Origin of the sequence: Aliiroseovarius halocynthiae (assembly GCF_007004645.1) — a bacterium.
In the GTDB taxonomy this organism is placed as follows: Bacteria; Pseudomonadota; Alphaproteobacteria; order Rhodobacterales; family Rhodobacteraceae; genus Aliiroseovarius; species Aliiroseovarius halocynthiae.
On the sequence record NZ_ML660023.1, the window covers coordinates 13365 to 26440 of the forward strand.

The window sequence follows — 13076 nt, forward strand, 5'->3', positions numbered from 1 at the left end:
CTCAGTTCGAATTCAGTTGCGTGGACAGGTCGGTGGCGGCGGCCAAAGCATCGCGACGCTGAGTCGCGCGTGCAATCCAATCAGCCAACGCTGGCTGTCCGGCGTCAGGCATTGCTGTCAGCTCGGTCAAAGCGGTGTTCACGTCGCCGGTTTTCAACGCTGCTTCGGCACGCGACAGGATGGCGTCAGGGTCGTCGCCCTCTTTTGGTTCCAACGACCGCGTACCCAACTGCGTTCGGAAGAATGCAGATACCCGATCCATTTCACCCGCTTCAACAGCCGCCCGTACGGATGCATCCAAGGCCGCGCGCGCAGCATCTGGGAAGCTTGCCTGCAACCCTTGTTGCGAAGCCACACCATCAGCGGCAATGGACGACAAAGCATCCGGTGCAGCGACGCCTGCATTCTCGGTCAGATCAAACAGCGCATCCCCAAAGGGCTGGCCGGTTTCAAGGGCTGCATGCACCCGCGCCATCGCGGCACGCGCCGCCGCCGCCTTGGCGGTTTCAGCGGCCGAGACCTGAAGCGTCTGGGCATCCTCTTTCTGGCTGGTGATCCGCGCAAGCTCGTCATCCAACATCGCGCGCATTTGCTGCAACTCACGCTCATAGGCCGCAGCCGCGGCAGCAGCAGCTTCCATTCCCGATCCCTGCGGCAGTTTTTCGACCGTCAGCAGGCGGCCCTCAAGCGTGGACAGTTTCACGTTCATCGCGTCAAACTGCGTGCGCAGCTGGTCCAGCGTCGCCGTCGTATCGCCGCGCAACTGATCGACCGACGTATCGGATTGCAGCGCCTTCAGCGCATCCGATTGGCTGGCCCCAATGCTTTCCAAAGACGACACGCGATCAAGCAGTGACAGCACCTCGGCCTCGATCGGATCATCGTCTGGGGCTTGAAGATCCACAAACCGCGCGGCACCGAACCCAAGCGCCGCCGCAACGGCTCCGCCCAGCAGCATCGGCACAAAGACCGACCCACTTTTCCGAGCAGGCGCAGGGGCCGGTTGGGCGGGTTCAACGTGCTGGGGTTCGTCTTCGGCCTCTGCGACATCATCAGTCGCCGCATCTTCGGCACCATCCGTGATCGCGTCTTCTTGGTCATCAGACGCGTCAGCGACAACCTCGGCTTCCGTCGGCAAATCTTCGCCAACATCGTCCTTGGCATCAGCAGCCGAGACATCATCCAGCTGTTTGACCAGCGGTTCAGAGCTTTCTTTCGGCGGTTCGTCCGGCGTTACCTCGGGTTCCTCATCCAGCTTGGGTTCTTCGACGATTTCGGCATCTTTCACCGGCTCAGTCTTTTCCTTGGCTGTTTTAGGGGTCTTGGCCAATGTCACGGACCTCTCGAATCTTGCTAAAAATGCTGCAGCTGCGTAACAGCCTACCGCCTGCCTTGTTGCCGCTCAAGCGGCGTAACCGCGCAACGCTGCGACAATCCCTCTCACCATCGCGTGACCCGTGGGTTGTTCGACAGCCTTGCATGGGGTGCCGGCAAAGGTCTGCCACTGGTCCGCAATCGCGTCGCTCATCGCCAAAACGGACAACTGTGATCCAGGAGACGTCAGCGCCCGGCCAATCAACCGTGCTGAGCGGGGCGAGAAAAGGGGAAGCAACGCGGGGTCTTCCCCTTCCAATGCTGCGCGGGCTTGATCCGAAAGCGGGCGGGCGACCTGAGAATAGGTCTGATGCTCGTCGCAATTATACCCCATATCCGAAAGGCGGGCGGCAATATCCACGGCCTTGTGCGACCCGCATATGTGAAGAAACCCCTTACCACGCGGACAATCGGTCAGCGCCTTGATCAGATCCTCTGCATCGACGCCCGTCGTGATGACGTTGGCACCTTTGGCAGCTGCAGCTTCGGCCGTACGTGTGCCGACACAGTGCACATGTATGCCCGACAGATCACCTCGCACCGCATGTTCCGAGGTCAAAATAACATCTGTTCCATCGGGAATGGCGGGCCAATCCCCCGCTTCGACAATCTGAAGCACGGGTGAAATCACCGACGCAACAGGCTGCCCCAAGGCTTGCTCGACCTGCTGCAAAACCCGCAGCGCGGCGGGCTGGGGTCGGGTCAGAACAAGGATCGGGGTTTGGTGCATATGGTGGCCGGGATTGTCTGCGAACTGTCTTGGTGTTACCCGAGTGTTACCCTGTGCCACCCCATCCCCGCAACTGATCGCGTGACCGATGCTGAATACTGATCGACCTCTTACTGTTTTAGGACTGGAAAGCTCGTGCGATGACACCGCCGCCGCCGTGGTGCAACACACGCCCGGCCAGATGCCGCAGGTGCTGTCATCCGTCGTTGCAGGCCAGACCGAGCTGCACGCAGATTTCGGCGGCGTCGTCCCCGAAATCGCCGCCCGCGCGCATACTGAAAAGTTGGATAGCTGCGTGGAACAGGCTCTAACACAGGCCAAAATGGCACTTTCAGACGTGGACGCCATCGCCGTCACCGCGGGTCCCGGCCTGATCGGGGGCGTGCTGGCAGGCGTCATGTGTGCCAAGGGCCTGTCGATTGGATCGGGGAAACCTTTGGTCGGCGTGAACCATCTGGCGGGCCACGCCCTGACCCCGCGCCTGACGGATCAGGCGGCGTTTCCCTACCTGATGCTGCTGGTGTCTGGCGGGCATTGTCAGTTTCTGATCGCGAAGGGATCTGACGAATTCACCCGCCTTGGCGGCACAATCGATGATGCACCGGGCGAGGCCTTCGATAAAACCGCCAAGCTGCTGGGCCTGCCACAGCCCGGCGGTCCCTCGGTCGAGGCCGAGGCGAAGAACGGCGACCCCCAGCGCTTCAAATTCCCGCGTCCGTTGTTGGATCGTCCGGGCTGCGACATGAGCTTCTCGGGTTTGAAGACCGCGCTTCTGCGTGAACGCGACCGTCTGGTGGCGGAACATGGCGGATTACGCGTGCAGGACCGTGCTGACCTGTGCGCTGGTTTCCAAGCCGCCGTGCGCGACGTTCTGGCCGAGAAATCCCGCCGCGCTTTGGCGGAATATCTCGCTCTGAACCCCACGCACCCCACCTTGGCCGTGGCCGGGGGTGTCGCCGCCAATATGGCCATTCGTGGCGAATTAGAGACTGTTTGCGCCAAGGATGACACCGCGTTCCTTGCCCCACCTCTGGCGCTGTGCACTGACAATGCAGCCATGATCGCATGGGCTGGGATCGAACGTTTCCGCGCGGGCCATCAAGACGACATGTCGCTGCAGGCCCGCCCCAGATGGCCGCTTGACCGCAGCGCGCCTGCGATGTTGGGATCCGGGAAGAAAGGGGCAAAAGCATGAGCATTTCCGTTCTGGGAGCAGGCGCATTTGGCACGGCTTTGGCAATCTCGCTGGCGCAAGACGGGCGCGCCGTCAGCCTGTGGGCCCGCGATCCGGGCGACATGGCAACCGCGCGTGAAAACACCCGCCGCCTGCCCGGCTTTCCCTTTCCGAATAGCCTGATTGTTCTGGATCGCATCGAGGATGTCGAAACGTCTCAGATCGTGTTGCTGGCGGTTCCAATGCAGAAGCTGGCCGCGTTTCTGGCCCAACACGCCGCGCTTTTTCAGAACAAAACGCTTGTCGCCTGTTGCAAAGGGATCGACCTGCAATCCGGGCGCGGTCCGGCCGAGATCATCCGCCAGACCTGCCCCACCGCAACGCCTGCCATTCTGTCCGGCCCCAGCTTCGCCGTCGACATCGCCGCCGGTTTGCCCACCGCACTGACACTGGCCTGCGAAGACGGAGAGGCGCTGCAAGCCGCGCTGTCGACCAAGAATATCCGCCTGTACCGGACCGCAGACCTGACCGGGGTCGAGATCGGGGGCGCATTGAAAAACGTCGTCGCCATCGCCTGCGGGATCGCCATCGGTGCCGGTCTGGGTGAAAGCGCCCGCGCTGCCTTGATGACCCGCGGCTATGCCGAGATGCAGCGCTATGCCGCCCTAAAAGGTGCGCAACCCGAAACACTTGCCGGCCTGTCCGGTTTCGGAGATCTGACGCTGACCTGCTCGTCCGAGAAATCTCGGAATTACAGCTTTGGCCTGACGCTTGGGCGCGGTGATCCCCTGCCTGAAGGGACCACCGTCGAAGGACGTGCGACCGCCAAAGCAGTCTCTAACCTGGCGCAAAGCGCCGGGATCGAAATGCCCATCGCCCAGATGGTCGTTGCCGTGCTGGACAATCGACTGACGATAGGACAGGCTGTTGAAAGCCTGCTATCCCGACCCTTGAAGGAAGAATGAATGCTCGTAGCTGTCATCTGCACTGACAAAGCCGGTGCAATTGAGACCCGCAAAGCCAATCGCGATGCGCATCTGGCCTATATCAAAGAAACCGGCGTGGTCGCGCAGGCTGGTCCGTTTCTGGATGCAGATGGCATGATGTGCGGCTCACTTCTGGTACTGGACGTTGATGACATGGCCGCAGCGCAGGCTTGGGCCGATGGCGATCCCTATGCGAAGGCCGGGCTGTTTGCCGATGTGCGCATTGAGCAGTGGATCCGGGTGGTGGGCTAATGACGTACTGGCTGTTCAAATCCGAAGTCTCGACCTGGAGCTGGGACCAACAGGTCGCCAAGGGTGACACGGGCGAGGAATGGGACGGCGTACGCAACTATCAGGCGCGCAACCATATGCGCACGATGAAAGTGGGCGATCTTGGCTTTTTCTACCACTCGCAGAAAGAAAAAGAGATCGTCGGCATTGTCGAGGTCATCGCGGAAAGCCATCAAGACAGCACCACAGATGACGAACGCTGGGATTGCGTGGACATCAAAGCCGTACGCGCGCTGCCAAATCCGGTGACGCTGGCCATGTGCAAAGAAGATCCGCGCTTGACCGAGATGGTGTTGGTGAACAACACCCGTCTGTCTGTACAACCGGTTGCTGATGCCGAATGGAAGATCATTCTGGAACTTGCGGGCGACGCTTGACAACACCCCTGCTTGACTGATCGCATAAGACCAGTCGAACAGGAGGAATTTTCATGTTGGAAGTCATACTTGCCGCCATCGCAGGCTATGCGTTTGGCGCAATCTGGTACATGTCACTGGCGAAACCATGGGTTGCCGCGTCCGGCATTCAGACGGATGCGGACGGGAAGCCGCTAAACGCATCTGACCCGAAACCCTATATCATTGCCTTTCTGGGCGCGATCGTTGTCGCAGGCATGATGCGGCACATGTTTTCGATGGCGGGCATTGATGGCGTCGGAAAAGGGTTTGTCACCGGGCTGGGCCTTGGCTTGTTCGTGGTCGCCCCGTGGATGATCAACAACATCATGTTTAGCGACCGGTCGAAATCTCTGATCTGGCTGGACGGCGGCTATGCCGTTGGTGGTTGCACCGTGATCGGCATCGTTCTGGGCTTGATGTAGCGAAAAACAAGAAGGGGCCCGACGTCTCGGACCCCTTCTTCACCCCACGTGCTCCCTCAGCACCACACGTGTCTCTGAAAATATAAGGTCCGGCCATCCTGGTCCGTATGTTGAAGCTAGCGCAGTTGCCGCTGCCCCGCAATTGAATAGCCCGTAAAATACCATTCAATTGCAACGTGTTACACTTAATGAGTGGTTAAAAGAAAAGCGCGACCAAGGGGCCGCGCTTTCAGCATTCTGTCTGTCGGGCAGATCAGCCGTATACGGCCTCTTTCCCGAAATGCTTCACCAGCATGTAATAGACAACAGCGCGGTACTTGTTGCGCTCGCTGCGGCCATAGGTGTCGATGACGGCGTTGATCGCATCCATCAGTTGGGGACCATCAGCCAAACCCAGCTTCTTGATCAGGAAGTTTTCCTTAACGGTCTCAAGTTCGCTGTCTTGCGTGGCAGCAACGGTCGAGGCGTCGTCGTTATAGATCGCAGGACCACATCCGATGGTCACTTTGGTCAGCAGGTCCATATCCGGCGACATGCCACATTTGTTCTTAAGATCGTCCGCATATTTCGCGATCAGATCGTCACGCTTTCCCATTTCTGTCTCCCAATTTTCTGGTGGTCCAATTTAGTCTTCGAAACTCTAGGCGGAAAAAGGGCGTCCACAAAGGAAAAGTTTGCGCCAGCATTCCCCCTAGGTTTTTTCGCCTATTTGACGCAGGATGACTGCGACACATACTACTCAAGGAGAGAAAAATGGGTCTTTGGAATTTTGTTAAAGGCGCAGGTAAGTCGCTTTTTGGTGGCGGTGATGAAACCGCATCCGCTGACACCCTGAACAAAGAAGTGGCCGATCTGGGCATTGATACGTCTGGTCTGGACATTCAGGTCGTAGGTGAAAAAGTCACCGTCAAAGGCGGCGAGAACCTAAGCGCGGAAGATCGCGAGAAGGTCATCCTGGCCGTGGGCAACGTCGAAGGCGTGGCCGAGGTTGAAGCCGACCTTGAAGCCGATCCTACGTTCCACACTGTCGAAAAAGGTGACACGCTTTGGGCGATCGCTGAAAAGACGCTGGGCAACGGCGCGCGCTATGAAGAGATCTTCGAGGCGAACAAACCGATGCTGTCGCACCCCGACAAGATCTATCCGGGTCAGAACCTGCGCATCCCCGCGTAATCGCGACCACACGAAACAGTTGAATGCGGCCTTGCAGATGCAGGGCCGCAATTTTATTCCGATATTTCTATGTGAACCGCAATTTTCGACTTGTGGCACCTGCCAATTCCCTGTCTCATCTCGTGGATAATATAGACACGAGGGAACACAGGAATGGCGTCTTATCTTAAATCCACACCGACACGCGACGGGTTCTTTGGCGAATACGGAGGCGCAATGCTGCCGCCCCCGCTGGAACCGCATTTCAAAGAGATCCGCGAAGCCTATGACCGGATCTCGAAGTCGGCGGATTTCATCGCCGAGCTGCGCCATATCCGCAAGCACTTCCAAGGCCGTCCGACCCCTGTGTCCTATCTGAAAAACCTGTCCGAGCAATGCGGTGGCGCCCAGATCTATGCGAAACGCGAAGACCTGAATCACACTGGCGCACACAAGCTGAACCACTGTATGGGCGAAGGCCTGCTGGCCAAGTTTATGGGTAAGAAAAAGCTGATGGCTGAAACCGGCGCCGGCCAGCACGGCGTAGCCTTGGCCACCGCCGCGGCCTATTTCGGTCTGGAGTGTGAAATCCACATGGGCGAGATCGACATCGCCAAAGAAGCCCCCAACGTCACCCGCATGAAACTGTTGGGCGCCGAGGTTGTTCCCGTGGGCTTCGGGGGTCGCTCGCTGAAAGAAGCCGTGGACAGCTGTTTCGGCAGCTATATGGAGCAGGCTGACAATGCCCTGTTCGCCATTGGTTCGGTCGTGGGTCCGCACCCGTTCCCGATGATGGTCCGCGACTTCCAGCACATTGTGGGCGTTGAAGCACGCGAGCAATTCCTTGAAATGACCGGCGGTCTGCCCGACATGGTTGCCGCTTGTGTAGGTGGCGGTTCGAACGCAATGGGCCTGTTCTCGGGCTTTATCGACGATGAAGACGTGTCGTTGCATGGTGTTGAACCCATGGGCACCTCGTCGAAACTGGGCGAGCACGCCGCGACGATCACGTTCGGCGAAGACGGCGACATCCACGGCTTCCGCACCATGGTCCTGAAAGACGAAAACGGCGAACCCGCGCCGGTGCACACCGTGGCCTCGGGTCTGGATTATCCGGGCGTTGGTCCAGAACACGCGCACCTGCACCGCACCGGCAAGGCAAACTATACTGCCTGTGACGACAAGGAGGCCCTGAACGCCTTCTTCACCGTCAGCCGCACCGAAGGCATTATCCCCGCACTGGAAAGCGCCCATGCCGTGGCCTTCGCCATGCGTGAAGCACCAAAGCATCCGGGCAAGTCGATCCTGATCAACATGTCGGGACGTGGGGACAAGGATATCGATTACGTGACCGAGAATTTCGGGTTCGGCGAAAACCTTTAACCCTTGTGGGCTAATGCGAAAGGGGCCATCACGGCCCCCTTTTTTGCTCTGTTGCCAGCGCTTAGAAGTTCAGGCCAACACGCAGACCCAACTGGTTCGAGATCGCCTCGCCACCGCCGGGAAGGCTTTCATAGCGGTTGTGGCTATACTCGGCACCGACGAACATGTTGTCCGAAACTTTGTGGTCATAGCCAACGCCAAGCAGATAGCCTGTGGCATGACCGCCGGTTGAAACACCGCTGCGAAGATACCCGACGGTACCATATGCCAAACCAGCGTCGCTCAACTTAAGACCGTAGCGGGCTTTGACTTTGATCTGGTTTTTCAACTCAGCACCCGAGCTTAGCGTCTGGTCGGGGTTCGAGTAACCCAATTCAGCACCGGCGACCGAGCCACCCATATCTAAGTTGTAACCAACGAAGCCGCCATAGGTTGTACCATTGCCGCTGCTCAGGCCTGACGCCGGTTTGCTGATACCGACTTCGGCACCACCATAGATTCCTGACCAGTCTTCCGCAGTTGCTGCCAAGGGCAGAGTGGAGGACAGGGCCAGTACGACTGCTGCAAGCTTTTTCATATCTTTTCTCCTTACTCGTCATCGGGAGTGTGCAGCCATCCGCGGCACCTTGCCCGATCTGTGCTAACGCTAACGCCGGGATGTGTCGGAGAACAATCCCGGAAAATTCCCGCCTTGCGCGAGCTTGGCGTATATTCGCCGCCCAATGCGCGACAGCGTGCCTATGAAAGAAATGTTTCAACAAATTGTTCGCCGGAAGCCTTGAAGAAGCGAGCATCGAACACGACGTAGGGTAAGGATCATCCCATCTGATGAAAATCAGTCATTTCTATCAGTATCTTGCCACGTGGATGGTGGCCGACTTGTGAGCCCCGGCGCGCGGGTTCACCGGCAAAGACCCCAGCCCGTTGTCTGGAGGTGAAAATGGTCCGCGTGCAGCCTGTTATATTCCGGACCCAGCACCAAACGGAACCACCGACAGGATCCACGCCAGATCTGGCGCATGAACGCGGCCTCGGGACCTGCCCCCTCCCAATCCTTCAACAAGGTCAGCCGACGTCCGTCTGACAGACGCACCCCGGTGATGTCGAAGGACCGCGCGGTTGCATGGCTGCTCCATCCACTCGACGTTCCGCGCGAGGTGCGCATCTTGCGGCAATTATAGCTGCCTATATGCAGAAGCTGCGAAACATCCGTTCCAAGATGCGCCTTTGCCGCAGGCTGAAGCTCGTGATGTTCCCACATGGCAAGGCGCAGCGCGGTACTGCAACGTGTCTCGACTGGGGCCACTTGCGCCCCGATCAGGGTCGACAGGCTGCCCCGCTGCGCAATCCCGCAATGTTCGCCCGACGTAAACTCCTTAAGCTGCGAAAAGCCGACCCCCGCCCGCGCCAACACATCGCGACAGGCGGCCTCGTCCCGCGCTGCCAGAAACAGCTGCCAATGCGTCACTGGCGTGACCGGCGCGGTGATCGACAGCGGGCGTGTCGGGTTCCAATGGTCTGGTAACACGCTGTCGGGCCGCACCAACAACCACATCGCGAAAAGCGCGAAAATGCACAGCGAACACAGTGCCGAGAATAGAAAAAGCGCCGCCCGTAAGACGAACGGACGGCGCTTTATGAGGTCTTCTTCCATCACTGAACGATCAGTAGCGGTAATGTTCCGGCTTGAACGGGCCTTCGGTTGAGACACCGATATAGTCCGCCTGTTCTTTGTTAAGCGACGACAGTTTCACGCCGATACGATCCAGATGCAGACGTGCGACTTTCTCGTCCAGATGCTTGGGCAGGATGTAGACGTCGTTGTTGTACTCGTCGCCTTTCAGCCACAGCTCCATCTGCGCCAGAACCTGGTTGGTGAAGCTGGCCGACATCACGAAGGAGGGGTGCCCGGTGGCGTTGCCAAGGTTCAGCAGACGGCCTTCCGACAGCAGGATGATGCGGCTGCCCGAGGGCATCTCGATCATGTCCACTTGGTCCTTGATGTTCGTCCATTTGTGGTTCTTCAGGTTCGCCACCTGAATTTCGTTGTCGAAGTGGCCGATGTTGCCAACAATCGCCATGTCCTTCATCGCGCGCATATGCTCGATGCGGATCACGTCTTTGTTGCCGGTGGTTGTGATGAAGATGTCGGCGTCAGAAACGGCATCTTCCAACGTCACAACCTCGAACCCGTCCATGGCGGCCTGCAGCGCGCAGATCGGGTCGATTTCGGTCACTTTCACGCGGGCGCCAGCGCCACGAAGCGACGCGGCCGAGCCTTTGCCCACATCGCCATAGCCACACACAACAGCAACCTTACCGGCCATCATGGTGTCAGTGGCGCGGCGGATGCCGTCGACCAGCGATTCCTTACAGCCGTATTTGTTGTCGAATTTCGACTTGGTGACCGAGTCGTTCACGTTGATCGCCGGGAAGGGCAGCTGACCGTTCTTCACCAGATCATACAGGCGGTGCACGCCGGTGGTGGTCTCTTCCGAGACGCCTTTGATCTGATCACGCATCTTGGTGAACCAACCGGGGCTGGCCTCCATACGCTTTTTGATCTGGGCAAACACCGCGATTTCCTCTTCCGAGGTCGGTGTTTCGATCAGGTTGGTCTCGCCGTTTTCGACGCGCGCACCCAGCAAGATGTACAGCGTCGCGTCGCCGCCATCATCCAGGATCAGGTTCGGGCCTTCCGGGAATTGGAAGGACAGGTCCAGATAGTCCCAGTGTTCTTCCAGCGACTGGCCTTTGATGGCGAACACCGGAACGCCAGCTTGCGCAATCGCGGCAGCCGCGTGGTCTTGGGTCGAGAAGATGTTGCACGACGCCCAGCGCACATCCGCGCCCAGCGCGACCAGCGTTTCGATCAGAACCGCGGTCTGAATGGTCATGTGCAGCGATCCCACGATGCGCGAACCGGCCAGCGGCTTCGAGTCACCATATTCATCGCGCAGAGCCATCAGGCCAGGCATCTCTGTTTCAGCAATATCCAATTCCTTGCGACCGAATTCGGCAAGGGTAATATCTTTTACGATAAAGTCTTCGGACATGATGCACTCCAATAAATCACGTTTGCCGGAGGCCTAGCATTCAATTATCAAGCAAGCAACACGTTCCAAATCAGAAAGCTTGGTCATTGACAGACGCTTCATCAAACACCAGCACTTCTCGGCACCGACACGCAGTGTTCATCACCTGCGACGAAAACTATTTTCCGTATACGCTGTTTCTGGCATCTGAAATCGCGATGGCGTTTCCGCAGCGACGGTTTGATATCTGCATTATTCACTCCGGAGAAGCCCCACACCATCCGCTTGCTGCCCAGCACGATCTACGGCTGATACCCTTTTCGCAGCAAGATCGACTGGACGGCCTGCAAACCAATCGCCACCTCAGCATCGCCGCATTTCAACGCATCGCTGTGCCTGAAATGCTGAAAGATGACTATGATCGCTTGCTGTATCTTGACGTGGACATCCGCTATCAACGCGGCGACCTGCATAAACTGTTCGAGATTGATCTGTCTGGCCACCCGGTTGCTGCGGTTCTGGACCCGTATCAGCACCGAAAAATGGGCCGCTGTATGACCGAATTCAAAGCCGCCGGTCTGGACAACACCCGCTATTTCAACTCGGGTGTCATGCTGATTGATGTCAAAGCCTATCTCGAACAGGACATTTGCGAGCGGGCGCTGGAATTCGCGCAACGCAACGATCCGAAACTGAGCGTACAAAATGATCAAAGCGCGCTTAACCTTGCGCTTTACGATAATTGGGTCGAGCTCGGCCCGGTATGGAACTGGCCCGCATGCCACCACTACATTTCATATCGGCATTTTGTTGATCCATGTTTCCTGCATTATATGGGCAAACGCAAACCCTGGAACGATGTCTCAGGATACCACGCCGCTATCGACGTGAACGCCTATTCCCGGTTTATCAAAACACACTTCCCCGAGCGTTTTTCATCGCTTCCCACGCGTCATGTACATGACAAACACGCCTGGAAGTGGCCGTTGCTGTTTTTACGGCAGGTGAAAGACTACTACCGTATCCGCCCCTATCTAACGCGGTTCTCAGAGGACGATTTTGAACTGAAATGAGCAAGCAACCCCGCGCGTGGCAACGTATGCTTTCTGGTCGGCGGCTGGATCTTCTGGATCCAACCCCCGTGGATATCGAGATCGAGGACATCGCCCATGGCCTTGCCTTTGTGGCACGCTGGAACGGGCAGACCTTTGGCGATTTCCCTTATTCCGTGGCCGAACATTCGCTTCTGGTCGAAGCACTTTATTCCCGAATGAACCCCAAAGCCCCTGTAAAATGGCAATTGGCAGCGCTTCTGCACGACGCGCCGGAATATGTGATCGGTGATATGATTTCACCCGTGAAAGCCTCGGTCGGTGCAGGGTACGGAGAGCTGGACGACCGGCTAACAGCCGCCATCCATATCCGCTTTGGCCTGCCCGCGAAGATCCCTGCCACAGTGAAGAAGGCGGTCAAACGCGCCGATAAGGTTTCGGCCTATCTGGAAGCCACTCAGATCGCCGGGTTCAGCGCTGAGGAAGCCGGAAAATTCTTTGGCATACCCGATCCAAAGATCGTTGATGGGCTGGACATCACGCTGCGCCCACCTGCCGAGGTCCGCGCCGATTTTACGGCCCGTCACAACAGCCTGTTAAAGCAGATGTCATGATTACCACCCGCGAAGCCACCCCGGACGACGCCCAAGCAATGAGCAATCTGATCACGCCCATTCTGGAAGGGTGGAAAAGCGCCCGGCGGCGCGATCCCGACCATATGCTGGCAAACTATATCCAGAACCCGGACAATATTCGTTGCACCGTTGCCCTTGATGACGCCGGACGGCTGGTTGGGTTTCAGTCCCTGATCCTGCCCAGCGCCACAAACCCCTATAACACCCCGGAAGGTTGGGGCGAGATCGGAACCTATGTGGCCCTCGATGCTGGACGTGGTGGAATTGGCCGCGTGTTGTTCGCCGCATCGGTTCAGGCAGCGCAGGCCGCTGGGATAACGACCATCGAAGCCTCGATCGGGGACGATAATGACAATGGGTTAGGTTTCTACAGCGCGATTGGATTTATCACCTATGCGACCGAACCCGGCGTGATCCGCAAGCGATTTGAGGTGGAATAGAGAC

General features: G+C 58.1%; 16 protein-coding genes. 10 read left to right on the forward strand and 6 right to left on the reverse strand.

Annotated elements, in window-relative coordinates:
• Window position 1: 1 nt before the first annotated feature.
• Complete coding sequence (locus FIL88_RS12460; RefSeq protein WP_221931154.1) at window positions 2-1330, reverse strand: hypothetical protein; 1329 nt, start codon at window positions 1328-1330, stop codon at window positions 2-4.
• A gap of 72 nt (window positions 1331-1402) precedes the next feature.
• The gene (locus FIL88_RS12465) at window positions 1403-2104 is read right to left on the reverse strand and encodes a uroporphyrinogen-III synthase (RefSeq protein WP_185960938.1); all 702 of its coding nucleotides are present in this window, start codon (window positions 2102-2104) and stop codon (window positions 1403-1405) included.
• An 88-nt stretch (window positions 2105-2192) separates the two neighbouring features.
• Here FIL88_RS12465 and tsaD point away from each other — a divergent pair, with 88 nt between their 5' ends.
• The 5 genes from tsaD to FIL88_RS12490 are packed head-to-tail and all read left to right on the forward strand — an operon-like array spanning window position 2193 to window position 5375.
• Entirely contained in the window at window positions 2193-3299 is a 1107-nt protein-coding gene (tsaD, locus tag FIL88_RS12470; protein ID WP_142854207.1) for a tRNA (adenosine(37)-N6)-threonylcarbamoyltransferase complex transferase subunit TsaD, read from the forward strand.
• Window positions 3296-4243, forward strand: coding sequence for an NAD(P)H-dependent glycerol-3-phosphate dehydrogenase (locus FIL88_RS12475; RefSeq protein ID WP_142854208.1), 948 nt, complete (start codon window positions 3296-3298; stop codon window positions 4241-4243). Before tsaD ends, FIL88_RS12475 begins: the two co-directional genes overlap by 4 nt.
• Window positions 4244-4516, forward strand: coding sequence for a YciI family protein (locus tag FIL88_RS12480; RefSeq protein WP_142854209.1), 273 nt, complete (start codon window positions 4244-4246; stop codon window positions 4514-4516).
• Complete coding sequence (locus FIL88_RS12485; RefSeq protein ID WP_142854210.1) at window positions 4516-4932, forward strand: EVE domain-containing protein; 417 nt, start codon at window positions 4516-4518, stop codon at window positions 4930-4932. The genes FIL88_RS12480 and FIL88_RS12485 overlap by 1 nt, the downstream gene beginning before the upstream one ends.
• 53 nt (window positions 4933-4985) lie before the next feature.
• Complete coding sequence (locus tag FIL88_RS12490) at window positions 4986-5375, forward strand: DUF1761 domain-containing protein (RefSeq protein WP_142854211.1); 390 nt, start codon at window positions 4986-4988, stop codon at window positions 5373-5375.
• A 253-nt stretch (window positions 5376-5628) separates the two neighbouring features.
• Here FIL88_RS12490 and FIL88_RS12495 read toward each other — a convergent pair whose 3' ends face one another.
• Window positions 5629-5970 (reverse strand): DUF2853 family protein, encoded by a 342-nt coding sequence (locus FIL88_RS12495; RefSeq protein WP_142854212.1) that lies wholly within the window; start codon window positions 5968-5970, stop codon window positions 5629-5631.
• Window positions 5971-6128: 158 nt separating this feature from the next.
• Here FIL88_RS12495 and lysM point away from each other — a divergent pair, with 158 nt between their 5' ends.
• Window positions 6129-6548, forward strand: coding sequence for a peptidoglycan-binding protein LysM (lysM, locus tag FIL88_RS12500; protein ID WP_142854213.1), 420 nt, complete (start codon window positions 6129-6131; stop codon window positions 6546-6548).
• 153 nt (window positions 6549-6701) lie between these two features.
• A complete protein-coding gene (gene trpB / locus FIL88_RS12505) occupies window positions 6702-7910 on the forward strand; it encodes a tryptophan synthase subunit beta (RefSeq protein WP_142854214.1) in 1209 nt (402 codons plus the stop codon).
• 61 nt (window positions 7911-7971) lie between these two features.
• On the opposite strand, the gene FIL88_RS12510 is transcribed toward trpB, so the two are convergent.
• The 3 genes from FIL88_RS12510 to ahcY all read right to left on the reverse strand — a co-directional run bounded on the left by FIL88_RS12510 (window position 7972) and on the right by ahcY (window position 10966).
• Entirely contained in the window at window positions 7972-8487 is a 516-nt protein-coding gene (locus FIL88_RS12510) for a porin family protein (RefSeq protein WP_142854215.1), read from the reverse strand.
• Window positions 8488-8811: 324 nt separating this feature from the next.
• Window positions 8812-9564 carry an extensin-like domain-containing protein gene (locus tag FIL88_RS12515; RefSeq protein ID WP_142854216.1) on the reverse strand — a complete coding sequence of 251 codons (753 nt, stop codon included), beginning with the start codon at window positions 9562-9564 and terminating at the stop codon, window positions 8812-8814.
• 10 nt (window positions 9565-9574) lie between these two features.
• Window positions 9575-10966, reverse strand: a complete 1392-nt coding sequence (ahcY, locus tag FIL88_RS12520) for an adenosylhomocysteinase (RefSeq protein ID WP_142854217.1) — start codon at window positions 10964-10966, stop codon at window positions 9575-9577.
• A gap of 134 nt (window positions 10967-11100) precedes the next feature.
• On the opposite strand from ahcY, the gene FIL88_RS12525 reads away from it, so the two are divergent.
• Genes FIL88_RS12525 through FIL88_RS12535 form a run of 3 tightly spaced genes read left to right on the forward strand, consistent with a single transcriptional unit; the run spans window position 11101 to window position 13072 of the window.
• Window positions 11101-12018 (forward strand): glycosyltransferase family 8 protein, encoded by a 918-nt coding sequence (locus FIL88_RS12525; protein WP_185960939.1) that lies wholly within the window; start codon window positions 11101-11103, stop codon window positions 12016-12018.
• Window positions 12015-12611, forward strand: a complete 597-nt coding sequence (locus FIL88_RS12530) for an HD domain-containing protein (protein WP_142854219.1) — start codon at window positions 12015-12017, stop codon at window positions 12609-12611. Before FIL88_RS12525 ends, FIL88_RS12530 begins: the two co-directional genes overlap by 4 nt.
• Entirely contained in the window at window positions 12608-13072 is a 465-nt protein-coding gene (locus tag FIL88_RS12535) for a GNAT family N-acetyltransferase (RefSeq protein ID WP_142854220.1), read from the forward strand. The genes FIL88_RS12530 and FIL88_RS12535 overlap by 4 nt, the downstream gene beginning before the upstream one ends.
• Window positions 13073-13076: the final 4 nt, after the last annotated feature.